Annotated in this window: 23 protein-coding genes and 7 pseudogenes; 8 read left to right on the top strand and 22 right to left on the bottom strand. The window is 34.2% G+C overall.

What is annotated here, in order from left to right:
• Positions 1-5 precede the first annotated feature (5 nt).
• The 8 genes and pseudogenes from dapG to QRY57_RS18685 form a co-directional block, all read right to left on the bottom strand.
• Positions 6-1,238, bottom strand: a complete 1,233-nt coding sequence (dapG, locus tag QRY57_RS18650) for an aspartate kinase (RefSeq protein ID WP_026590368.1) — start codon at positions 1,236-1,238, stop codon at positions 6-8.
• Between the two features lie 25 nt (positions 1,239-1,263).
• The gene (gene asd / locus QRY57_RS18655; protein ID WP_090687070.1) at positions 1,264-2,310 is read right to left on the bottom strand and encodes an aspartate-semialdehyde dehydrogenase; all 1,047 of its coding nucleotides are present in this window, start codon (positions 2,308-2,310) and stop codon (positions 1,264-1,266) included.
• Positions 2,311-2,459: 149 nt separating this feature from the next.
• Positions 2,460-2,648, bottom strand: a pseudogene (gene spoVFB, locus QRY57_RS18660) (dipicolinate synthase subunit B); the annotation flags it as partial.
• A 69-nt stretch (positions 2,649-2,717) separates the two neighbouring features.
• The gene (locus QRY57_RS18665; RefSeq protein WP_286015844.1) at positions 2,718-3,035 is read right to left on the bottom strand and encodes a hypothetical protein; all 318 of its coding nucleotides are present in this window, start codon (positions 3,033-3,035) and stop codon (positions 2,718-2,720) included.
• Positions 3,036-3,186: 151 nt separating this feature from the next.
• Entirely contained in the window at positions 3,187-3,537 is a 351-nt protein-coding gene (locus tag QRY57_RS18670; RefSeq protein ID WP_286015845.1) for a hypothetical protein, read from the bottom strand.
• Positions 3,538-3,745: 208 nt separating this feature from the next.
• The gene (locus QRY57_RS18675; RefSeq protein WP_286015846.1) at positions 3,746-4,072 is read right to left on the bottom strand and encodes a hypothetical protein; all 327 of its coding nucleotides are present in this window, start codon (positions 4,070-4,072) and stop codon (positions 3,746-3,748) included.
• A 12-nt stretch (positions 4,073-4,084) separates the two neighbouring features.
• Positions 4,085-4,204 (bottom strand): annotated as a pseudogene (locus tag QRY57_RS18680) (DNA-binding protein); the annotation flags it as partial.
• A gap of 90 nt (positions 4,205-4,294) precedes the next feature.
• The gene (locus QRY57_RS18685) at positions 4,295-4,612 is read right to left on the bottom strand and encodes a hypothetical protein (protein ID WP_286015847.1); all 318 of its coding nucleotides are present in this window, start codon (positions 4,610-4,612) and stop codon (positions 4,295-4,297) included.
• Positions 4,613-4,668: 56 nt separating this feature from the next.
• Between QRY57_RS18685 and QRY57_RS18690 the strand changes: the two genes are divergently transcribed.
• Positions 4,669-5,823, top strand: a complete 1,155-nt coding sequence (locus tag QRY57_RS18690; protein WP_286015848.1) for a Tle-like phospholipase domain-containing protein — start codon at positions 4,669-4,671, stop codon at positions 5,821-5,823.
• Positions 5,820-6,098, top strand: a complete 279-nt coding sequence (locus QRY57_RS18695; RefSeq protein WP_208017131.1) for a hypothetical protein — start codon at positions 5,820-5,822, stop codon at positions 6,096-6,098. Before QRY57_RS18690 ends, QRY57_RS18695 begins: the two co-directional genes overlap by 4 nt.
• A gap of 771 nt (positions 6,099-6,869) precedes the next feature.
• Here the strand turns inward: QRY57_RS18695 and QRY57_RS18700 are convergent.
• Positions 6,870-7,082 (bottom strand): alpha/beta-type small acid-soluble spore protein, encoded by a 213-nt coding sequence (locus QRY57_RS18700; protein ID WP_026591502.1) that lies wholly within the window; start codon positions 7,080-7,082, stop codon positions 6,870-6,872.
• A 281-nt stretch (positions 7,083-7,363) separates the two neighbouring features.
• On the opposite strand from QRY57_RS18700, the gene QRY57_RS18705 reads away from it, so the two are divergent.
• Positions 7,364-7,858, top strand: a complete 495-nt coding sequence (locus QRY57_RS18705; protein ID WP_208017130.1) for a YndM family protein — start codon at positions 7,364-7,366, stop codon at positions 7,856-7,858.
• Between the two features lie 27 nt (positions 7,859-7,885).
• On the opposite strand, the gene QRY57_RS18710 is transcribed toward QRY57_RS18705, so the two are convergent.
• A complete protein-coding gene (locus QRY57_RS18710) occupies positions 7,886-8,401 on the bottom strand; it encodes a DUF3231 family protein (RefSeq protein WP_208017129.1) in 516 nt (171 codons plus the stop codon).
• A gap of 351 nt (positions 8,402-8,752) precedes the next feature.
• Positions 8,753-8,965 carry an alpha/beta-type small acid-soluble spore protein gene (locus QRY57_RS18715; protein WP_286015849.1) on the bottom strand — a complete coding sequence of 71 codons (213 nt, stop codon included), beginning with the start codon at positions 8,963-8,965 and terminating at the stop codon, positions 8,753-8,755.
• Positions 8,966-9,295: 330 nt separating this feature from the next.
• Between QRY57_RS18715 and QRY57_RS18720 the strand changes: the two are divergent.
• Positions 9,296-9,568 (top strand): annotated as a pseudogene (locus QRY57_RS18720) (manganese catalase family protein); the annotation flags it as partial.
• 500 nt (positions 9,569-10,068) lie between these two features.
• Positions 10,069-10,506 (top strand): DUF1259 domain-containing protein, encoded by a 438-nt coding sequence (locus tag QRY57_RS18725; protein WP_286015850.1) that lies wholly within the window; start codon positions 10,069-10,071, stop codon positions 10,504-10,506.
• 117 nt (positions 10,507-10,623) lie between these two features.
• On the opposite strand, the gene QRY57_RS18730 is transcribed toward QRY57_RS18725, so the two are convergent.
• From QRY57_RS18730 to QRY57_RS18740, 3 genes and pseudogenes are all read right to left on the bottom strand, one after another.
• Positions 10,624-10,965 (bottom strand): YmaF family protein, encoded by a 342-nt coding sequence (locus QRY57_RS18730; protein WP_026590353.1) that lies wholly within the window; start codon positions 10,963-10,965, stop codon positions 10,624-10,626.
• Between the two features lie 170 nt (positions 10,966-11,135).
• Positions 11,136-11,288 carry an SH3 domain-containing protein gene (locus QRY57_RS18735; RefSeq protein ID WP_286015851.1) on the bottom strand — a complete coding sequence of 51 codons (153 nt, stop codon included), beginning with the start codon at positions 11,286-11,288 and terminating at the stop codon, positions 11,136-11,138.
• Between the two features lie 2 nt (positions 11,289-11,290).
• Positions 11,291-11,609, bottom strand: a pseudogene (locus QRY57_RS18740) (terminase large subunit); the annotation flags it as partial.
• A 378-nt stretch (positions 11,610-11,987) separates the two neighbouring features.
• On the opposite strand from QRY57_RS18740, the gene QRY57_RS18745 reads away from it, so the two are divergent.
• On the top strand, positions 11,988-12,164 hold the full coding sequence (locus QRY57_RS18745) for a hypothetical protein (RefSeq protein WP_286015852.1): 177 nt from the start codon (positions 11,988-11,990) through the stop codon (positions 12,162-12,164).
• Positions 12,165-13,730: 1,566 nt separating this feature from the next.
• On the opposite strand, the gene QRY57_RS18750 is transcribed toward QRY57_RS18745, so the two are convergent.
• Complete coding sequence (locus QRY57_RS18750; RefSeq protein WP_286015853.1) at positions 13,731-13,976, bottom strand: DUF3947 family protein; 246 nt, start codon at positions 13,974-13,976, stop codon at positions 13,731-13,733.
• 282 nt (positions 13,977-14,258) lie between these two features.
• Between QRY57_RS18750 and QRY57_RS18755 the strand changes: the two genes are divergently transcribed.
• Complete coding sequence (locus QRY57_RS18755) at positions 14,259-14,729, top strand: exosporium protein D (protein WP_286015854.1); 471 nt, start codon at positions 14,259-14,261, stop codon at positions 14,727-14,729.
• Positions 14,730-15,039: 310 nt separating this feature from the next.
• Here the strand turns inward: QRY57_RS18755 and QRY57_RS18760 are convergent.
• Positions 15,040-15,162, bottom strand: a pseudogene (locus QRY57_RS18760) (DUF3954 domain-containing protein); the annotation flags it as partial.
• A gap of 151 nt (positions 15,163-15,313) precedes the next feature.
• Positions 15,314-15,547, bottom strand: a pseudogene (locus tag QRY57_RS18765) (hypothetical protein).
• Positions 15,548-15,980: 433 nt separating this feature from the next.
• Here QRY57_RS18765 and QRY57_RS18770 point away from each other — a divergent pair.
• The gene (locus QRY57_RS18770) at positions 15,981-17,528 is read left to right on the top strand and encodes a recombinase family protein (RefSeq protein WP_208017122.1); all 1,548 of its coding nucleotides are present in this window, start codon (positions 15,981-15,983) and stop codon (positions 17,526-17,528) included.
• Positions 17,529-17,560: 32 nt separating this feature from the next.
• Here QRY57_RS18770 and dpaB read toward each other — a convergent pair.
• From dpaB to QRY57_RS18795, 5 genes and pseudogenes are all read right to left on the bottom strand, one after another.
• Positions 17,561-17,986, bottom strand: a pseudogene (gene dpaB / locus QRY57_RS18775) (dipicolinate synthase subunit B); the annotation flags it as partial.
• Positions 17,983-18,885, bottom strand: a complete 903-nt coding sequence (gene dpaA / locus QRY57_RS18780) for a dipicolinic acid synthetase subunit A (protein ID WP_090687094.1) — start codon at positions 18,883-18,885, stop codon at positions 17,983-17,985. The pseudogene dpaB and the gene dpaA, both read right to left, overlap by 4 nt.
• 305 nt (positions 18,886-19,190) lie before the next feature.
• Positions 19,191-19,442: a YlmC/YmxH family sporulation protein gene (locus QRY57_RS18785; protein ID WP_026590342.1), complete on the bottom strand. Its 252-nt coding sequence runs from the start codon at positions 19,440-19,442 to the stop codon at positions 19,191-19,193.
• A 198-nt stretch (positions 19,443-19,640) separates the two neighbouring features.
• Complete coding sequence (locus QRY57_RS18790; RefSeq protein WP_026590341.1) at positions 19,641-20,879, bottom strand: M16 family metallopeptidase; 1,239 nt, start codon at positions 20,877-20,879, stop codon at positions 19,641-19,643.
• Between the two features lie 86 nt (positions 20,880-20,965).
• The gene (locus QRY57_RS18795; RefSeq protein ID WP_208017120.1) at positions 20,966-21,865 is read right to left on the bottom strand and encodes a polysaccharide deacetylase family protein; all 900 of its coding nucleotides are present in this window, start codon (positions 21,863-21,865) and stop codon (positions 20,966-20,968) included.
• Between the last annotated feature and the right edge of the window lies 1 nt (position 21,866).

Here is a 21,866-nt window from a genome sequence, read left to right on the forward strand (position 1 = left end):
ACTCCTTACTGTTCCAGTTGCTTTTCTTTTGAAAGCTCAAACGCAGTATGCAATGCATTCACAGCTTCCACTAAATCTACTTCTTTTACAAGCACCCAAATTGTCGTATGACTATCAGCTGATTGTAAAATTTGAACACCTTTTTCTGCTAAAGCTGTAACGATTTTAGCAGTAACCCCTGGAATACCTGCCATTCCAGCTCCTACAATAGATACCTTTGCACAGTGCTCCGTCACGATTGGATCATATCCAAGCTTATGAAGAACTTCAACAGCACGCCCAGATACATTATCACTTATTGTGTATGCCACGCCTGTAGGCGAAATGTTAATTAGGTCTACACTAATTCCTTCATTTGCCATTTCTTTAAAAACATGCTTTTGCAAATCGTACGATCCGTCTTTCGCAACTACTTTAATTTGCGTCACATTTGATACATGGGCAATTCCTGTAACTGGACGTTCCTCTATATCACGGCCTTTTGTAGCACCGGCATATGCAGCAATAAGTGTCCCTTCACTATCAGAGTACGTAGAGCGTACACGAAGTGGCACCTTTGCATGCATTGCAATTTCAACTGCACGCGGATGAACAACCTTCGCACCTTGATAAGCCATGTTGCAAATTTCATTGTACGTCACGTTTTGAAGATGACGCGCGTCCTTTACTATACGAGGATCAGCAGTCATCACACCTTCTACATCAGTAAAAATATCGATATATTCAGCATGAAGCGCAACACCTAGTGCCGAAGCTGAAGTATCACTACCACCGCGTCCAAGTGTTGTTATATCGCCATCTTTCGTTTGGCCTTGAAACCCAGTAACAACAATAACATCTACGTTTTGTAACTCTTCATGTATACGATCACAATTCATTTCAACAATCTTTGCGTTCGTAAAATCATCATTTGTCACAAAACCAGCTTGTGCACCATTCAGTGCTGCTGCTTTTATTCCGTTTTCATTTAACATATTTGAGAAAACGATTGCCGAGATTAATTCTCCGCATGATAGTAATAAATCCTGCTCACGTTTTGAAATACTAAATTCATTTTGATTTACAAGACTTAATAATGTATCCGTTGCATATGGTTCACCTTTACGTCCCATAGCTGATACAACTGTAACTACTTTATAACCAGCATCTAATGATTTTTTAACATGGTGAAGTGCATGCTTACGTCCATTTTCGTCACGTACAGATGTACCACCAAATTTTTGAACAATAATTTTCATTTTCTTTGCACCTTCTCTTAGCCGTTTACACTAATTGTAATTTTACTAATCGTTCTGCAATTTGAACAGAGTTCCATGCAGCACCTTTTAATAAGTTATCAGATACGACCCAAAGATGGAATCCTTTTTCATTATTTAAATCTTTACGAATACGCCCAACGAACACTTCGTTTTTACCTACTGCAGTAGATGGCATTGGGTAGAACTGTTCTGCTGGATTATCTTGCAGTACTACTCCTTCTGCATTTGCAAGTAGGTTTTTCATATCTTCTACTGTTACACCTTCTTTTTCTACTTCAATGTAAACAGACTCAGAATGACCTGATACAACAGGTAAACGTACACATGTTGCTGCTACTTCTAACTCAGGCATATGCATAATTTTTTTCGTTTCATTAATCATTTTCATCTCTTCAAATGTAAATCCATTATCTTGAAACTTATCAATTTGTGGAATAGCATTAAAAGCAATTTGGTAATGTTTTTTATCACCTGATACAGGTAAAACACTTGCCTTTACTTCTTCCCCATTTAAGATTGCTTGTGATTGTTCATGAAGCTCCTCAATTGCAGCAGCTCCAGCACCAGACACAGCTTGATATGTGGAAACAATTACTCGTTTTAAACCAAACTGTTGACGAATTGGTTCAAGAGCAACTACCATTTGAATTGTAGAACAGTTTGGATTTGCAATGATACCACTATGTTCTTTTAAGTCATTTTCATTCACTTCTGGTACAACAAGTGGTACATTTTCTGTCATACGGAATGCACTTGTATTGTCAACAACAATCGCACCACGTTTTGCTGCTTCTGGTGCTAATTGTTTCGATACAGATCCGCCTGCACTAAAGAGTGCAATATCGACTCCTTCAAAGCTTTCAGGAGTTGCTTCTTGTACTATGAATTCTTCTCCTTTAAATACAAGCTTCTTGCCTGCAGAACGTTTAGATGAAAGTAACGTTAATTTCCCAATTGGAAATTCTCGTTTCTCTAAAGTATTTAACATTTGTTCACCAACTGCGCCGGTTGCTCCAACTACAGCGACATGAAAAGTTTTTTGCTTTTCCATCACTATGCCCCTTTCTAGATACCAATCCTTCTATACTTAGAATTAGAAGGAGTATAAAATACCCCTTCTAATCTTAATAACGTTAATTTTATCATATTCTGCGATAAGAATGATGGTTTCATAAAAAATTGTCCGTTTTTTTTCGTTTTTTAATTCATATATCTGAATTTTTCTACAACAACAGGTTGTATTTGCTTCCCTTCTATCGCTTCTACAATTGTATCTTCAAGAAGTTCCATACGGGCTACCATTGAGTTTGGTTTTTTCTCTGGTGCATCTTGCCCAAATGGCACAAAATAAATATGTTTTGTCGCCATTAAACGCATAAGGTTTACACCAACAACATGACGACAAAAAAAGAAATATTTTTTATTTACTTCTATTATATATGTACAACGTTACAACGTTTAATAATTATAACTTGTAACATTATAATCATTTTTATAGTCTACGTTTGCAGACACCTCTTTCTTTTTATCTCCAGATACATAACCGTCAACATTAATCCAGCTTCCAGAGATATCGTTAGAAAATTCCACTTTGGTCACTACGATATCCAAATTCTCCTTTACCTTAAAGTATTCAATAGCTGCTTTCGATGCTTTTTCTTTTATCTCTGTCTCTTCTTTTTCACTATAGGGGTGCGTAGCTTTATAAAATTCATAAATAGCACACGAACCCATTCCTAAAATTAACAAAAATATAACGAATAGAATTTTTTTCATTTATTATTACCCCATTACTATTATAATATTAAATATTCAGAAATAAAGGGACATTATAGGGAATGAAATCTCAGATAAAACCTATAAAGATTTGTCTAGCGCAACTATAGAGCTAAGCAAAATCACAAATTATATGTAATCTATAAATTCCTCACTCTTTTCCACTTTCTATCTCATGTAGTTTTTTGCTTATAGTCACTCCAGATACTTCGTAATTATAATTATAATCTACTGTTGCAGATACCTCTTCTCCATTTTCCTTAACATATCCATATACAAAAATAGAACTACCTCCCAAAGACCCAGAAAACTCAACTTTAGTAACTTTAATATCCCAATTTTTTTCTTTTTTAAAATAATCAACAGCAGCTTGTGAAGATTTTTCTTTCATTTCCTTTTCTTCCTGTACGGTGTAAGGATATATCGCTTTGTTATATTGAACCGCAAGATACGCCCCTATACCAAAAACTACCAAAACAATAACGATTATTACCTTTTTCATTCGTTTATCACCCTTAATCCATTATAAAGAAGGAAAATATAAAAGAGCCCTATTAATCTGAGGTCTCTGAAAAAGGACTCCATCACCTACTATATACAGGTGACAACCCCCTTTCTTTTTCAACATATCGATAAAATGCTCATTATTTTTTCAAAGCAATCACTTTTTCAGTGCCATCCTTAATCTAGGTCTCTTTTTTTCTGCATTACTATTCTTGGACTCTATAATCATCTTTCCAGTAAACAGTAACAGCAAATGTTTTGGTTTCATCATTAGAATAATGTCCATTAACAAAAATTGTACCTCCACCTAACTCTCCTGAAAATTCCATGTCTGTAACAATAACATCAACATTTTTTTCTTTTTTAAAATAATCAATAGTAGCATGTTCAGCTTTGTCTTTTATTTTTTGCCTTTCTTCAGGGGACATAGATGTTATAGGGCTTATAATCGGTCTTAATTTAATAACAGTACAGGCTGCAACACTGATAAGAATAATGCTTAATATGATTATAATTTTTGTTGATTTTTTCATTGTATTTCACCCCTGTACCATTACATTCAGGTTTTGTCTAAAACATCCCACTTTTTCTAAAGCCTCTGATATATTTATAATCTCATCAAAAATAAATTGTATAGGCAATTCTTTCAAATTGTATCTTCCTATGGGTTTCGATATTTTTATGCTAATACATAGAGCAGTGTTTTTAATTGTAATTAAACATAATGCGGTACAGGTATTGTTCATTTAGAATAATTAATCACTCGTGTATGCAACTTTATAATCATTTTTATATTCTATACTTGCATATACTTCTTTCTTTTTGTCGTCAGCTACATAGCCATAAACATAAATTGAATTTCTAGTAATATCCGTTGAAAATTCAACTTTTGTCACTGTAATATCCCACTTTTTCTCTGTTTTAAAATACTCGACAGCTACTTTGGAAGCTTTTTCTTTCATCTCTTGTTCTTCCTTTTCAGTGTAAGGATGAGTAGCTTTATAAAATTCATAAATAGTACATGAGCCCATTCCTAAAATTAACAAAAATGAAATTAATAGTATTTTTTTCATTTATTATCACCTCTATTACTAATAATATTATCATTATTTAGAAAAGAGGGAATGTTATGGGGAATGGAATCTCAGATGAAACATATAAACATTTGTCTGACTCAGCATATAAAAAAGAGGAAGCGGTAGTTACTAATAATGGAGGAGAAAAGACAAAGTGGATACCAATCTATCCTGAAGGAGCAACATTACATGATCCTGTAACTGGGTTTGATGCAACTGTATACCAAAACGATAAAACTGGTGAAATTGTAATCTCTTATAGAGGTACAGAAGGAGGGGAATCAATAGACCGGTCAGGGCCAGATTATTGGACAGATTACAGGCATATACTTAAAGAAGAAAAACCTCTACAAGATGGAGAGAAAATAGATCCCTCCGATAAAACTCAAGTAATAGCACCAAATCAATTTACGCAAGCAACGTCTCTCTTACAAATAGTAAAAGAGAAATATGGTGATAAAGCTGAGATAACAGTCACAGGTCATTCTTTAGGTGGCGCAAATGCTCAATATGCTGCAGCGATGTGTGATGTACCTGCAGTAACCTATTCTGCTCCCGGTGTTTATGATATGTTGCCAAAAGAAATTCAAGAAAAGGTAGACTCAGGAGAATATAAAGGAAAAATCATCAATTATATAAACCCTAAGGATTCTATTTCTGGTGGCTTTCTATGGGAAGATAAAGATCATATTGGCGATACATATATGATTGATTCGGATTTTAAAACGGCTACAGATGATTATGGTGTACACATGATTGATAGATTTCTTGATTCAATAGGAGCAGAAGATTATCATGGATTAAGTAAATATCACTTCGATAAATTCGGAAATATAGATAACGGTAAATTGATAGATGCTAGTACAGGAAAAGAAATTTATCAATCTCCGAGATATTCTATTAATGGTGTCGGGGAGGTAAAAGTTATCATGGAATATCTAGAGAAGTCAGCAAACGAAATGAAACAGAGCGCAGAAGCCTTCCGAAACCATATCCCACGGGTAATTGACGAAGTAAAACAGTCTCTAAAATCAACAAAGAGTCAGCGTATGGAAAATAGAATAAATGAACTTTATCACCTTTTAGATCAGACTAGCCGAGTATATGCTTTAAAGTCTCAAGAAGTTGCAGAGTTTATTAAGAAAAAGGCGGACGAATATAAAAATGCGGACGAAAATTTCCAAGGATTTGGGTGGTTAACAAAATGAGACAAATGTACTTTAACGAAGAACATATAGAAGACGCTTTTGAAAGCTTAAACAAATTAATCACATATATAAATGAAAATCAAGAGCGTATCAATGACATTTATAACCTCGTACAAGCTGGTTGGTCACAAAATGGTGCGGGAAAAAAAGCGACGGAAGATTTAGGAACGTTACGTAAAGAATTAAACCACAGTATTGATGAAATACACACAAAGAAAAAAGAATTAAGAAATGATTGGGAACTAATTAAGGCTGTAGATAGAAGTTATAAATAAAAAAGCGCCGGCTCGTATTGATGTGCAACCCAATTGTTAGACACACTTAACAATTGGAGGTGCACTTTTTTATTACTTCACATATACATTAGCTTCATTATTAAATCTATCACATGACCATATAATTAATAAGAACAAAACTTTATTATATGAAAAAGTAATTCTAAAGAAGATGCCTTTTATGTCTTTAATTATTCGTCTAAGGTATATCTAAAATATAAAAAGAATTAAAAAGATCATACAAAATTAAGTTAATACTTGTCGCATTAAATTAAATTGGATTGAATTGAATTATATTCGATTAACAACTAATCATAATCTAAAAACAAAAATCCCTCTCACTCGAGAGGGACTTTCACTTTATCAGCTAAATTCTCTTTTATATTTTCTTTTACATAACAATACATAGTAAAATATTAACCGGTATATTTCCTTCAACAATAGGGAAATCGAATAACTGTTTATAAAGGTATACCTTTACAATATGAAGTAATTACACATAAAAAATTTTATTCAAAAAAGATGACATACCATAACCCTAACAGAGAAACCCATCCAATTGTCAATAATATGTATCTGAAAATTTTCATATATGCCCCTTTTAGATATTATGTGATAAGGTAATAAAATTACTTTATTTTTACAATATAAACAAATATACAATGCACAAAAATTATAGTTTCAATCCTTTTCATTATTCGTATATCCTATATCATATACAAATAGGGAGAGATGATTTATCTCTCCCTAAAATCCATTTGCTATATCAAATTAGCGAGTAACTCCACCGCCAAGTTGTTGTTCAGCTAATGCTACTAGACGTTTTGTGATTTCACCACCAACAGATCCATTTGAACGAGCTGTTGCGTCTGCGCCAAGTTGTACGCCGAATTCTTGTGCGATTTCATATTTCATTTGATCAAGAGCTTGTTCAGCCCCATTTACTAATAATTGATTACGGCTGCCACTATTATTGTTTGACATGTTATATCCCCTCCTTCACTCTTTAATATGTAAAAAAGCATTCGAAAATATATAGCCCTTTTTTTGGTATTAATTTTTATTGTTTTAACACATAATTCATACTTATATTTCACAAAATAGTATTGTGTAGGAGCGCGGAAAATCTTCTTGCCATATGGGTATCATGTAATGAGTGAACCTCCTGAATACGATGAAACGGGTTGTGCTTTATGAAAGTGCAACCCGTTTTTTATTGAAAAGTACTATTCCTACATGAAAGTTAAAAGATAGGAGAACCATTTATGAAACATATTGTTGCATTATTAATTAAATATACCGCTATTAGTGCTGTATTATTGATGATATTAGGCATATTCCAGGGCGTTTCGATTCCTAGAATATTACTGATTTCATTACTAATTACAGGGACAGCCTACTTAACAGGAGATTTATTTGTTCTACCTAGGTATGGGAACATGGTTGCTACAATTGCAGATTTCGGGTTAAGTTTTTTAGGAATCTGGGTATTAACTTATCTTCTTACAGACAACAATTTCGCTCGAAATATTGTCGCATCTTCATTTTGGGCGGCGTTTCTTATTGGTGTGATAGAAGTATTTTTTCACATTTATATGAAAAAGTTGGTTTTATATGAAGACAATGATTCCCGAAAATCAACTAACATACATCATGATAGATATGCTATGGAGATTTCACATGAATATTTAAACCGTTCTGAAATAGAAAAAGTAAGATCCATTCAAAAGGAAAACGATACAAAGAAGAAAATGAAGTAAAAAAGTGGCTTTTAGCCACTTTTTTTATTAAGCTTGTTCAGTATTTTTTATATGTAATGGCGGAGGAACTACCCAGCCTTTCTTCTTACTTAGACGTAGTAAAGTTGCCCCAGCTTGTGCTTTTTTCATATGGAATTGTCCAAAAAGCATCCCTACGTCTTCTCGAAGACATTTCCCCATTATTTGACTACAAATTACTAATCCTGCCGCTAGACCTCCAGAAACTGCTGCTGCAATCTCAGCATCATTGATGCGTGCCCCAGGAGGAATATCTTCAATAGATGCAACCGGTCTTTCTGGAGGTGCTGGTGGTAAAGCCACTCCATTTACCTTTAAAAGAGCTTTTAGTTCTTCTATTTCAGAAGTCATATCATTCTCAATTAAGTTTTCTAAGAACTTTTTTAAATCTTCATCACCCGTATGATTTATAAATACTTGATGTCCAGCAACAGCTCCTTGTGCTGCAAGAAGATAACTCCAAATATCAAATACTTCTCCATAATGTAAAGGTTCATTTTGAGGATTTCCACTTAATACACCCATTTTAAGATGCCTCCCTTTTGTAAATATCATAGTTAGTATGCTTTTCAATATTGAAAATAAATTTTTAAGTATATGTGTTCCTAAAAAGGATTTTTTATGATTCATGGGAAACACCTTCCCCACAAAGTATATGTTTGTAATCTAGAAAAGAATTTTTCACATAAAATACTCAAGGATTATTATTTAAAATTATCAACAATCTTTGAGTACAAATGCAGTCATTATGAGAGTTTATTTTATAAATTAAATACAGACCATATGGAAAGTTGGATATGATAACTACTGTAACCTGCTATGTTTCCAATAATCAACCATATCGATTGCCATAATCTTTTCTATTTTTGGGTGAAGTTAACGAGTAACGCCACCACCAAGTTGTTGTTCAGCCAGTGCTACTAAGCGTTTAGTAATTTCACCACCAACAGAACCGTTTGCACGAGCTGTTGTATCTGCACCAAGTTGTACACCAAACTCTTGCGCAATTTCATATTTCATTTGATCAAGTGCACTTTCAGCAGCCTGAACTAATAATTCATTACGATTTCCACTCTTATTGTTTGCCATATTGTATCACCTCCTATGTTTTTAATATGCTACGAATCATAGAAAAATATAAATTCCTTTTTATGGTATTATTTTATTTTAGAATTTGAGTATAAGTTTTTCCTTTCTTCTTAAAATATGGGTGAGAGAAACAGGAAGAGGAACTGTTCTAACATCTTTTGATCAAAAGGTTTGTTTGAAATGATTGTGTGATTCCTCCTTCTCATCTTCTTTTCTCTTGCTTGAATTTATATGGGAATAACAAGTAAATGGAATCTAATACAAAAATTGTTCATAAAGTGAATGAGTTACATGAAATGTTAACATTTCAAAATGTATATATGACCAAATTTAGAAATTGAACGGGGAAAGCTCTTCCCAGTACCAAACTATGATATCACTAAGTATCCTGAGTATAGAAAGTACGTAAAAATTGGATTTCATAATGCTCCATTTAATTTTAGGTTAGATGGAACAAGAATCGGAGAGATTTCCCAAGATGAATCACCAAGTAGGAACAAAGAAACCTTAAGCGGGATGGAACCACAAAAAGAATTTCCGGTTCCAGAACTTCCCGAAATGCCAAATGAGCATAGTCCAGGTTTAAAAGACATGGACTTATAACTATTTATAAAAGGTCGGTCCTTTAATTGGGACCGATTTTCCTTAACTAAGTTGTGTTCATATGACTATACTAACTCTATTAGATGTCTGAACATAAATATAAAAAGCAACTGTATGTACAGTTGCTAAACATTCATTTTCAAAAAGGTTGATAACTAGACTGATTTAGTCCTCTCGGGTACTGTGTTAATTATAATCGCTAAATATAAATTTCTTCACTGCACAGACAGTTCTTATTTAGTATTTAAATATAAATAAAACAATTAGAGATATTCAAATAAAAAGCGAAGGACAGAACCTAAAAAAAGGGAAAAAAACAAGGATTTTCTTTAGTTAGAATATAAAAATATAAGGATTAATAAATAATTATGTAAGGATTATAGTATTTAATCTCATTAGTAGTAAATAAATAGTCCAAACCTTTTCCGTATAGTATGAATATTTTATTATAGGGAATTGCTTGTCCCTAACACTACGTATATATGGAAAGAAGGGATTTTATGTATTCAGATGATTATCATTCATGCGAATCTAGATGTTCATCTAGCAGTCAATTATGTAATGAATTTGCGAGAATCTTAGGTGGAGAGGGATCAGTCACTCAGGAGGGAGTATGTTTGGTACAAAAGTTTCGTAATATTAGATTTACGATTCTTGGACGTAGAACAAGGTCTCCACTTGTAAACCCTCAATTTTTTTCATTTGAAGATCTGGATAGTAGAGGTAATGCGTTAAATTTAGGAGAAACTGTGCTTTTACAAGAAGAAATTAACCCGTTATTAACTGAACTTAGAAAAAGAGATATTATAGTTACAGCGATTCATAATCACTGGTTATTTGACGAACCACGGGCAATGTATATGCACTTTGAATCTATTGAACCACCATTAGAGTTTGCTAGAAAAATAAGAGCAGCATTTAGAGTATTAAGAGGATAGTCTGATTTTACAACAGGGGGGATTTTAATCCTCCCTGTGTTTTATTTATCTTTATGATTTTTAAGTAAAGGACATCTCTAATCCCCTTTTTGGATAGTAATTGCTGTATTATAATTTTTATTTATTCCCTGGAGCAGGTTGATCCACTCCTTTAACATGGTGTTTATGCCCATCATCTTCAGTCGTGTAAAAATCATAATAATGAACATGCATTCCATTTCCAACAGGAATGGCTGGTCCTGAGTATGCCTTATAATAATGGGTGTGCCCATCCTCAAATAGAACATATCCTTCTGTATAGTGAATATGTCCCCCCTCTTGTGTCGGAATTGGTGGAGATGTTACATCCAAGCATTGATGTACATGACCATCTGCCACGGATGTATAATCAACAGATCCATGGTTATGATGTGGTACAAATCCGGAAACAAAATCATTTTTTCTTACTTTTCTATCCAATCTACCCACCCCTTGTACATGAAGATTACTTCTATAAACTATATGTTTAGAACAAAAAAGTGATTCTTAATAACAACTCATACTTGTATAACCTATACATATGAGGTTGATATAATGTACCATTGTTAGTAGTATCTAAAAAACACCCTAAATTAAGGATAGATCTTGTATCATCTAACCCAACGAATATACTCACCAAAATAAATCCATCCGCGATCTTTTACATGAACCCAATCACCTTCACGACGATCAATCTCGTAATCTTTTTGTTCTAGTACACCTACTACTTTTGAGTTCGTTGTAGAAAATTCACGTAAGCGCACATCAGAACCTCACCATCACGAAGACTATCTTTCGTATCTCCGTTTGATGTTCTAAACTTCACTATACTTCCAGTAGCCTTCGAAGTCGTTTGTGTTTCAGTTGCTTTAAAAGCTTTTTTTCAAAATTTCATGTCTGCGAACAGTTTTCTTTACTTCATCAGAGCATGTTTCTGCTTGCTCTTCACTGTTTGCAACAACAGAAATATTATATTCTGGAATACCATGCAATTCACTGATTAAAAAGTGGATAATAACAGACATTAGACCGTTTTTACCACCGCCGCGCCCTAGCATCCACAAGAATTTACGATAAAGTATACGCGCTCATTTTGTTCAATAAAAAGAGCATCCACGTCAGTAGATGCCCAAATGTGTAGGAGTTTTCAATGAGTATTGAATAGGACCTTGGAGATCTTGTCCCATACTCCAATATATGCTTGTCCTTCTTAAAATGTGAAAGAGAGCACTCCCAAAAATTAAGTGCTTTCTCTTGAAAAATTATGGGGTAACATATTGGAAACGAACTATCCATACAATTGTATGAATATACGCTTGTTCACATTCCTCATTATAATGAAGTAGCTGGCCCCTATGTTAAATATTTTGCTATTACTGCAGTGGCCCTGATTGTTTTCTATTTTGCTGTAAAAATAGTAATGAGAAGACGTAACAAGTAGTTAATTGTAAGGAGTGCTATAAATGTCTGATATAATCCGTCTCTTTATTGTCATGCTCATTGCAATTTATTTATTTTTCTCCGTAATGATGGAATTTCAAAATCCACAAAAAAGTATGTTCTGGTTCACGATTGAAGTCTTGTTTCTTTTGGGAACGTTACTATTAATAAAAGAATTCTTCATCAAATATATAACATAACTTTCTCTCTTCCTCCCTGAATAAAACTCAATATTCCGTAAATACTGTAGATATAATCTTTCTCCAGTCCCCCATTGGAGCCGAGCAGTTAGCCTTTGCTAGCTGCTCTTTTGTTTTTTTCACACTTCTCCCTCAATACTCATATGCTATTTTGAATCAAAAAATAATATCTAAGCTATAAAATGAAAGGTATCCTTTTACAACTTTCCGCTTGATTTCAAGACTCACTTTCCCTTAAAGAGCACTGTTCGAAGGTGCTCTTTTTATTGTGATGTTTTTTATAAAATGAAATTTTTGTTAGATATTTACACCTTGATGAGTAACTTGCATATATTATCATGTGTGCCACATTCCACTCTCTGAGGCCCTGATAAGAGCACGTATATAGTGCTCTTTTTATAGTGGATAATTTCAGTATCAAATGGCGTTTTTGTTGATTTTTGACACATTTAAACGAAACAAGCATATGTTATTGTATGGAGATTCTCTACTCATAGAAATCTACCTTTCTAATCTAAGAGCACGCTTATATGTGTGCTCTTAGATTATTTATTATGAAATAACGATTTTATTCAAAATGACGGTCCTGATTTATTTGGATACATTTACCGGTATTATTTCCAAAAAGTTCATGTTACGGTTAATTAGTCGAGTACGTCATTACTTGACGATTACCCTTAGGAACCCCGTAGATAAACGGGGTTTCTTTTATTTAAATAACTATTTTGTTCAAATTCTGGATAAATGTTAATATTCTTCATAAAGGAGGTCTACTAATGAAAAAGATTTTTTCAGTTATTTTCATAGCAATTTTCCTTTTAATAGTTCTATATTTTGTTGGTATGTCACTTTTTTGGAACCAGCCTTAAGTTAAAATAAATAATAAATTACCACTATGATTATTTAATAAATCTTCCGTCAATATAATAGATAACCCATTAAGTTACTTTCTCTATTACCCATGAACCAAACAGTTAGCTTTTGCTAGCTGCTCTTTTGTTTTTTCACACTTCTCCCTCAATACTCATATGCTATTTTGAATCAAAAAATAATATCTAAGCTATAAACTGAACGGTATCCTTTCACAACTTTTCAATTGATTCCAAAAATTCTTTTCCTTTAAAGAGCACTGTTCGAAGGTGCTCTTTTTATTGTGATGTTTTTTTAAAAATAAAATATTCATTAAATTTAGCGTTTTTATTCTTTTACGGACATACTCAGCTATCAAAAAACAACATACAATATAAAAAATTCACTTCAGAAGGAAAATCTGACTACAAAAGTTTTTCAAAAGATATTAGGGTCTTCATCTGGCTTTCAATATCTATTTTTATTTTGCCTTTTCCTGAATCAACATTCACATTCTGCTTCAAAGTGGCGCTTTTGTTTATTTTTGACACGCCTTAATGAGACAAGCATACTTTATTGTATGAAGACCCTCTCTCATAGATAGCTATCTTTCTAAGAGCACATTCACACATGTGCTCTTTTTTATCAAATAACGTTTTTGTTAAACTATTTATGAATAAGTGTCCATCGAAAAGTTATGTCTTCTGTGACTATTTGCTACAAATAATATGCAGTTTCATACGGAACCGTTGAAAAAGGTATCCTATACTGCATAATGTACATTGGATAATAATATTGCAATGAATGATAGTAAGGTTGTATACTTTGTTGCATTTGTTGTGCTTGTATCGCTTGTTGCTGTGCTTGTATAGCCTGGTGAACAGCTTGAATTGTACTTTGCGCAGGACCATGCCCACCTAAAGGACGCATTCGCATTTCATTGTAAAAATAACTGGGAAACATTTTTATTCACCCCACCCTCGTAAATATTCTCACCTGTCATCTTTCATACTATGAACATTGATTTAAAGTTGATAATTTGTGAAACTTTTTACCTTATCATTCTCTAACCTCTTTCTATTCAAATAACGCTTTCGTCCATTTTATCCAACTGATTTTCCCCTACCCTTTTACTGACTTTTCGGTACATAATAAATCCCTTAAATTTTTAAAATTTCGTCCAAGCACCATTTCTATTTCACAAATAATATATATGGACAACTGAAAAAGGAGAGTGACATACGTATGGCGGATTATTTTTATGAAAATGGTAAGAAGTGTTATAAAAACCAATATCACTCGTATTCTAGTCAAAAAGAACATAAATGTTTCGTTGAGACTCATACAATTTCCGGTTCGGGAGTAAATTTAACTGGAAATATCCCCCTAGATTTTTTCTTACGCCCTAACACTTCAAGAACTATTTTTGAAGACTTTACCAAAAATCACAATAAAACATTAATTCAGATTTCTGCTGCTGGTAATAGTGCCCCTTTTGACGTAACTATTCGAACAAGAGGATCTCGCATACCAATTACCGCTAGATTAAGTGAAGAGGATTCACCACGGATATTTCAAGTGGAGGATTTCGAAAGCCTTACTTTCTCAAATACCACTAACAGCCCTAGTGTGGGGAATATATTTATCCAAAAAACGTTCTGTATTTGCTGTAATGAAAAAGATAATTCTTGTAATGAATGTGACTATGAAGGTTAAAATTCATCACCAGAAGAATCCTTTATATAAAGGATTCTTTTTTCATATCACCATCCAATTATTCACTATTACACCTCCTCATTTCTTAACAAATAACGCTTTTATATGAAATCTGTACACATTTTTGACACATCTACTATCGCAATCCACTGAAAATTCGTGATAATATTAATTTGTTGAATACGCCAAATTTCGACATTGCACGACAACAATATCTCCCTTATCGAATCCCTGTCCCCCAGGGATTTTTCCTTGTATTCATTACTTTTTGTTTCACTAAATGTTCATCCCGAACAAAATTCAAATTTGATTAAAGTAACTGTGTTTTCCGCTCATCCATACGAGTTACTTTTCCACTTTTATATACAAAGGACTCTTCCCCATGACCACTTGTTGGTGGCTCTATTGAATGAATTTGTCCATCTTTCACAACATTTTCTAGCATTACGTAGCAATCCACCTATCGATGAATTGCAATATATACTTGTTCCCATATTTGTTCGCCTCCGTATTCAGTTTTCAAAGGATTACAATAAAATTTATAGAATACATAACTTGTCTATTTTTTATGAAAAAAAGAGGAATTAACCCTCAAGATTTTCTTTTTCTTGCATTTCTTTGATGATGGCCCAACCAGCCTCGTAATATGCTCGAAGGATGTTTTCAATTTCCTTTTGTGTTTTAGGTTCAGGAGCCACAACATAAACTTTCGTTTTTCCAAATTCATAAGTCGCTGCATATTCCTCTTGTTGGCTCATGATGTCACCTCTTGAAGTGCTTTATATATATTTATGCTTTAGATCAATTGGTACTGCCATTGGAAGTGCTGATATTTTCCACCTTTCTTTCTAACTAGTTTATAAGTGCGCTTTTCGCACGTTATATTTTAAAATTTTTTCTACAGTACTTTCTAATGCTTCTGCGATTTTTAAGGCTACAAAAAAGCAAAAGCAAACAATTCCAAACTACATTTTTGTATTCTTACTTTTATGTTAAGGACATTAAACCTCCCCGAAACAAGAAAAGAATCGATATATCTCATTGCAAAAACTTTCAATGTTTCATTCATCCTGCGAAGCAACACTTGTTGCATTATGAAAATCAGCTGCTAGCTTGTCATTTGGAAAATATTTTTTCACAAACATGTCTAATTACATAATAAAAACTATAACTTCTACTTAAACATTGAATTTTTATAATTTATGTCATGTACTCTTCGTATAATTAATACTGAATACAGGAGGTACTGCTATGAAAACCGCGATCTACTTACGTAAATCACGCGCTGATCTAGAAGCCGAAGCACGTGGTGAAGGCGAAACTTTAGCAAAACACCGTACTACCCTGCTGAAAATCGCTAAAGAGAAAAGTTTAAATGTTTTAGCTGTTCGTGAGGAAATCGTTTCTGGTGAGAGCTTAGTGAAACGTCCTGAGATGTTAGCACTACTCGAAGAAATTGAGGATAACAAATATGACGTTGTTCTTTGCATGGATATGGACCGTTTAGGTCGTGGTGGCATGAAAGAACAAGGAATCATTTTAGAGACATTTAAACGCTCCAATACGAAGATTATGACACCTAGGAAGACTTATGACCTTAACGATGAGTGGGACGAAGAATACAGTGAATTTGAGGCGTTTATGGCGCGTAAAGAGTTAAAGATTATTACCCGCCGTATGCAACGTGGTCGTATTGCAAGTGTAGAGGCTGGCAATTACCTTGGTACGCATGCACCATACGGATACGATATCCATCGCTTAAATAAGCGTGAGCGTACGTTAACGATTAATCTAGAAGAAGCCTCTGTTGTCAGAATGATATTTGAATGGTATGCAAATGAGGATATGGGAGCCTCCATCATTACGAACAAATTAAATCAGCTTGGCTATAAAAGTAAATTAGGGAACGACTGGAATCCATACAGCGTGTTAGATATGTTAAAAAATAATATTTACATCGGAAAAGTAACGTGGCAAAAAAGAAAAGAAGTGAAACGTCCGGATGCAACGAAACGTAGTTGCGCTAGACAAGATAAATCAGAATGGATTATTGCGGATGGAAAACATGATTCGATTATCTCAGAAAGTTTATTTGAAAAAGCACAGGAGAAATTAAATACGAGATATCACGTTCCTTATAATACGAATGGATTAAAGAACCCCCTAGCCGGGATTATCAGATGTGGGAAATGCGGATACAGCATGGTGCAAAGGTATCCAAAGAATCGAAAAAAGACAATGGATTGTAAACACCGTGGTTGTGAAAACAAATCAAGCTATACAGAATTAATCGAAAGACGTTTACTCGAGGCTTTAAAGGAATGGTATATCAATTACAAAGCTGATTTTGCTAAAAATAATCAAGACAGTCTTTCTAAAGAAAAGCAAGTAATAAAAATAAATCAAGCTACATTACGCAAGCTTGAAAAAGAATTATTAGATGTTCAAAAGCAAAAAAATAATTTACACGATTTATTAGAACGAGGCGTTTATACGGTTGATATGTTTTTAGAACGTTCTAATGTTGTATCAGATCGCATGAATGAAATTACTGACATGATGGAGAACCTCCAAAAAGAAATTAATACTGAAATAACAAAGGAACGCGTAAAAAAAGATACGATTCCTCAAGTAGAGCATGTATTAGATCTGTATTTCAAAACAGATGATCCAATGAAAAAGAATAGCCTGTTAAAGTCCGTTCTGAAAAAAGCTATTTACACGAAAGAAAAATGGCAAAGGCTCGATGATTTCAAGCTTGTGCTCTACCCTAAGCTCCCTAAAGATGGCGACAAATAAGCGTTTGCTTTTTGTCGTCATCCTCTTGGTGTAATTAGGTTTACACCATTTAGACCAAGAGCATCGTTTGTCGAAACAGCTAATACAACGGGTTTCCCATTCCGAAGCGTTGCCTTTGCTGCCATTAGTACCGGAGAATCTGTCATCGCATTAGCAAATTTACTCATTGAATTTCCTGTTAGTGGAGCAATCACCATACAATCTAATGGTATTTTGGGACCAAGTGGTTCTGCCCCTACGATAGAATTAATAACCTTATTTCCTGTTATCTCCTCAATTCTTTCAATCCACTCTGCCCCTTCACCAAATCTAGTATTTGTTGTTTGTACAGTGTATGAAACAACTGGCAGTACTTCCACCCCCTCTGCAATCAGCTTTTCTACATGTGGCATAACTTCTGCATACGTACAATGCGAACCTGTAAATCCAAAACCAATCCGCTTCCCTTTCAAACTCATTTCCCATTCTCCTCTCTTGCAACCATCTCTGCTGTTAGTAGCTGAGAAAGAACATTCGCCAAAATTTGCCCCGCTGTTTTCGGTGCAACAATTCCGGGAAGACCTGGCGCTAGCAATGCTTTAACTCCTCGTTTCTCTGCATAACGAAAGTCCGTGCCACCTGGTCTAGAGGCTAGGTCAATAATTAAAGTGTGCGCCGGCATCCGTGAAATGACACTTGCTGTTACAACAAGGTGTGGAATTGTGTTAATAACAATATCAATATCACTTACTTCCTCCTCAATGTTATGCATATAAAAAGGAGAAAACATCATTTCCGAAATACGAGCGATATGTTCCGAGCGCCTTGCTCCTACTTTGACATGCGCTCCTAGTGATTGAAAAGCCCTAGCTACACTCATTCCAGTTCTACCAAATCCTAAAACCATTACATTCGAACCGTGAATCGTATAATCTGTATTTTGAATAACCATCATTAATGTTCCTTCTACCGTTGGAATAGAATTGTAGATCGCTACATCATCACGATCGAATAATTTCACAAGTTTTCGATTTGTAGTAGTTACAATATTCTCCAAATACGGTGTACCAATTCCTGAATATATAGTAAAGCTTGCTGGTGTTTTTTCAATTTGTTCCTTCGTAATCACTATTTTTTCATTTGAAAAAATAGTATCTACTTCCCCTTTTGCATTTGTTCCTGCTACCGGCAAAATAATTGCATCTAAAGAAGTGAAATCTAGATCTTGCATACTCTCTTTTGCTGCCCCTGTAAAACCATGATCCAGTTGATCGAACCCTACTAATGAAAGTTTTGCATCAAGTTCAACTAACTTACGAATCACTTCTAGCTGTCTCGCGTCTCCTCCTATGACAGCGATGTGCATCTCAGTCAACATTCCCTACTTCACCTTCTTTTTCTATCATTTATAAGAAAAGCGCCTACTTTTTCTTTTTCCTCCACATCATATGTACCGTACGAGTTAGAGGTGATTGAAAAACAAAAGCATCCACTATTTCTAAACATGTGAAATTCTATAAAATAAAGCTATATTCATTAGGTGTTCTTTTATTAACATGAATTATTAGCCTTCACCAATTGAGCTTCTATAGGGGAGCATTTTATCTCCCGCTTTTTACTAAGCCTGAAAGTAGTGTATTACTACCCAGAAATAGAAAAAAAGACAACCAAAATGGTTATCTTTTACTGTGAGCCTGGACGGTTTGCAAGATCAAAAATAATCATATCATGACCGACCTTTTTAATCCGGCTCCATTCTACCCTTACTTCTTGCTGTTCTCTTTTGAAACCACCCCATTTTCCCACTGGTATAATAAGAGCTTGAATTTTCCCATCCTTCTCGTTTATTTCTAAATCAGCATGACCTAAAATCCCCATTCTTTCCGCACGTTCCAAATCCACAATTTCTTTTCCACTTAATTCACTTAAACGCATGTCACTCTCTCCTTTACCCAAAATCTTTCGTACAATACTCTCAAATCTCATCCTGTAATAAGTACGTATTCTACATATCTCTAAAAAATACCAAGAAAATGAAATCCTCTTCCTAACATTCAAAATCTCTTATAACGTTAAAAAGCTTATTACATAAAAATAACCGCATCTCCTCGTAAGAGATACGGTTATTTCGCCTTATTTCATTCCTTTTGGAAGCTCTCCATTTGGACTAATTAGTGCTGCAGAAAATTCATTGGTAAACATAGTGCGAACCAATGTATCTACATCTTTTTTCGTCACTTTGTTTACACTCTCAATAATTTCATCAAGAGAACGGTGTTTTCTAAGAAGTAATTCATTTTTACCATTACGACTCATACGACTATTCGTACTCTCTAAACTCAACATTAAATTTCCTTTAAGCTGTTCTTTACTGTTCACAAGTTCTTTCTCTGTAATACCGGTATTTTTCAACGTCTCTAAAGTTTCTTGCATTGTATCATATAAAGTATTTAATTGTTGGCTTCCTGTACCACCATAAAGTGTTAACATCCCTGTATCTTCATAAGAAGAATGATACGAGAACACTGAATATGCTAATCCTCGTTGTTCACGCACTTCTTGGAATAAGCGGCTACTCATACTTCCACCTAATATATTATTTAATACAATTAAGTTATAAATATCTTCATGTCCCATTTGCAATCCTTGGAATCCTAAACATAAATGAGCTTGCTCTGTTTCCTTCTTGCGAGCAACTTTATTAAAATGAAAAATTGGGCTATGTACTTGTTCACGATTTGTTGTTCCCTCATAGTTACCGAAATATTGTTCCACCGTTTGAACAAATGTTTCATCAATATTTCCAGCAATCGAAACTACAACATTTTCAGGTGTATAATGATCTTTTATATATTGACGCAGTGTATCCCCTGTAAATGTTTCAAGCGTTTCTTCTGTACCTAGAATTGGGTATCCAAGCGGATGCGTTTCATATGTTGCTTTCGTTAACATGTCATGTACGATATCATCTGGTGTATCTTCATACATTTTAATTTCTTCAAATACAACATTCTTCTCTTTCTTCAATTCCTCTTCATCAAATGTTGAATTAAAGAACATATCCGCTAAAACATCTAACGCATACTTAGCATGTTCATCTAGCACCTTCGCATAATAGCACGTATATTCTTTTGAAGTAAACGCATTTACTTGCCCACCAATGCTATCAAATGATTCTGCAATTTCTCTTGCACTACGCGTCTCTGTTCCTTTAAAAAACATGTGCTCTAAAAAGTGCGAAACCCCATTATTTTTCTCATTTTCATTTCTAGAACCGGCATGAATCCATATACCAATCGCAACTGAACGTACAGTTGGTATGTTCTCCATAACGATCCTTACACCATTTTTACAAGTATATTTTTTAATCAAAAACTTTCCTCCTAATGCCAGTTTCTCTAAATAATTGCTATTATTTAATGATAACAAGTTTGAACATGAATGTCATGTAAATGTATTTAATCAATGCGTTTTTCATCTAATAATTCCGTAATATTACCTACTTTATATCCTTGTTTTTTCAACTGTAAAATCATTGTATTAAGCGCTTCCGCTGTTGGAGATGTCGGGTGCATCAGTACAATTGCACCTGGGTGCACTTTCCTCAGCACCCGCTGAAGAAGTACTTCAGGCTCAGGGCGTTTCCAATCAATTGTATCAACTGTCCACATAATAGTCCCCATCTTTAACCCGGCCGCTACTTCTACAACTTCATCACGAAAACTTCCACTCGGTGGTGCAAACCATCGTACTTTTTGATTTGTAGCTGCCTCAATAATTTGATTTGTCTTTTGTAATTGTTCTTGTATCTGAGTTCTAGATAGCGTTTTCATATCGGGGTGTGTATAAGAATGATTTCCTACTTCTTGCCCTGCATCTACGATCATTTTTGCAAATCGTAAATTTTCTTTTACCCAGCGTCCTTCTAGAAAAAACGTTGCCTTTACATTGTGCTTTTTCAATGTTTCTAATATACGCGGAAGATATTCATTTCCCCACGCCACATTTATGGTTAATCCTACCATTTTTTTATTTGGGTTTCCACGATAAATAGGAGAAGGCGATAAATCTTCTAAGTGTATGCTTGGTGAAACTTCCCGATATACAAGGTGCTTCTCATCAAAATTCCCTATATTCTTCATGTAATTATATGATGCTTCAATATCAACCTCTTTACCATTATACCCTGGTGTCGCCTTCCAAATCTTATCAATTATCGCATTTTGTGGTGCAATTGAATACTGTTTCGCTTGTTTCTGAATTTTTTCATATAGATCGTCATTTGCCAACACTGAATACGAGCATAGGCCTATACAAAATAAGAATATAGCTATGAATACAAAGATACGAGTTCTCATC

Source organism: Bacillus arachidis (genome assembly GCF_030285945.1).
GTDB lineage: Bacteria > Bacillota > Bacilli > Bacillales > Bacillaceae_G > Bacillus_A > Bacillus_A arachidis.

Coding starts and splice junctions, on each gene's coding strand:
- dapG (WP_026590368.1), bottom strand. CDS start 1,238: ATGAAAATTATTGTTCAAAAATTTGGTGGTACATCTGTACGTGACGAA.
- asd (WP_090687070.1), bottom strand. CDS start 2,310: ATGGAAAAGCAAAAAACTTTTCATGTCGCTGTAGTTGGAGCAACCGGC.
- QRY57_RS18665 (WP_286015844.1), bottom strand. CDS start 3,035: ATGAAAAAAATTCTATTCGTTATATTTTTGTTAATTTTAGGAATGGGT.
- QRY57_RS18670 (WP_286015845.1), bottom strand. CDS start 3,537: ATGAAAAAGGTAATAATCGTTATTGTTTTGGTAGTTTTTGGTATAGGG.
- QRY57_RS18675 (WP_286015846.1), bottom strand. CDS start 4,072: ATGAAAAAATCAACAAAAATTATAATCATATTAAGCATTATTCTTATC.
- QRY57_RS18685 (WP_286015847.1), bottom strand. CDS start 4,612: ATGAAAAAAATACTATTAATTTCATTTTTGTTAATTTTAGGAATGGGC.
- QRY57_RS18690 (WP_286015848.1), top strand. CDS start 4,669: ATGGGGAATGGAATCTCAGATGAAACATATAAACATTTGTCTGACTCA.
- QRY57_RS18695 (WP_208017131.1), top strand. CDS start 5,820: ATGAGACAAATGTACTTTAACGAAGAACATATAGAAGACGCTTTTGAA.
- QRY57_RS18700 (WP_026591502.1), bottom strand. CDS start 7,082: ATGTCAAACAATAATAGTGGCAGCCGTAATCAATTATTAGTAAATGGG.
- QRY57_RS18705 (WP_208017130.1), top strand. CDS start 7,364: ATGAAACATATTGTTGCATTATTAATTAAATATACCGCTATTAGTGCT.
- QRY57_RS18710 (WP_208017129.1), bottom strand. CDS start 8,401: ATGGGTGTATTAAGTGGAAATCCTCAAAATGAACCTTTACATTATGGA.
- QRY57_RS18715 (WP_286015849.1), bottom strand. CDS start 8,965: ATGGCAAACAATAAGAGTGGAAATCGTAATGAATTATTAGTTCAGGCT.
- QRY57_RS18725 (WP_286015850.1), top strand. CDS start 10,069: ATGTATTCAGATGATTATCATTCATGCGAATCTAGATGTTCATCTAGC.
- QRY57_RS18745 (WP_286015852.1), top strand. CDS start 11,988: ATGTCTGATATAATCCGTCTCTTTATTGTCATGCTCATTGCAATTTAT.
- QRY57_RS18750 (WP_286015853.1), bottom strand. CDS start 13,976: ATGTTTCCCAGTTATTTTTACAATGAAATGCGAATGCGTCCTTTAGGT.
- QRY57_RS18755 (WP_286015854.1), top strand. CDS start 14,259: ATGGCGGATTATTTTTATGAAAATGGTAAGAAGTGTTATAAAAACCAA.
- QRY57_RS18770 (WP_208017122.1), top strand. CDS start 15,981: ATGAAAACCGCGATCTACTTACGTAAATCACGCGCTGATCTAGAAGCC.
- dpaA (WP_090687094.1), bottom strand. CDS start 18,885: ATGTTGACTGAGATGCACATCGCTGTCATAGGAGGAGACGCGAGACAG.
- QRY57_RS18785 (WP_026590342.1), bottom strand. CDS start 19,442: ATGCGTTTAAGTGAATTAAGTGGAAAAGAAATTGTGGATTTGGAACGT.
- QRY57_RS18795 (WP_208017120.1), bottom strand. CDS start 21,865: ATGAGAACTCGTATCTTTGTATTCATAGCTATATTCTTATTTTGTATA.